The sequence below is a fragment of the Pseudomonas sp. B14(2022) genome (assembly GCF_012030485.1).
In the GTDB taxonomy this organism is placed as follows: domain Bacteria; phylum Pseudomonadota; class Gammaproteobacteria; order Pseudomonadales; family Pseudomonadaceae; genus Aquipseudomonas.
Window position 1 is genome coordinate 1 of the sequence record NZ_JAAUVM010000067.1, and the last position, 255, is coordinate 255.

Sequence of the window (255 nt, forward strand, 5' to 3'; positions counted from 1 at the left end):
CTACAAATGGGTCGAGCGCTATGAACTGGAGGGACCCAGTGGGCTCGACGAACGTAGTCGCCGACGGCACAACCAAACTTATGTGGTGCCGCTTGTTGTGAGGCAGGCAATTATTGAACTTCGTTCGATTGGCGAAACGACTCCAGGTCCTAAAAAGATCCAGAACGATCTGATGAAACGTTTTCCGGGGCAGGATCCACCGTCGAAAACGACGATTTACAACATCCTTAAGGCCGCTGACTTGATCACGCCTCG

The 255-nt window shown here is 52.2% G+C and carries 1 protein-coding gene; it reads left to right on the forward strand.

Annotated elements, in window-relative coordinates; all coding sequences use genetic code 11:
- The coding region (locus HCF10_RS32230; protein WP_167657096.1) for a helix-turn-helix domain-containing protein at positions 1–255 on the forward strand (255 nt) is incomplete at both ends.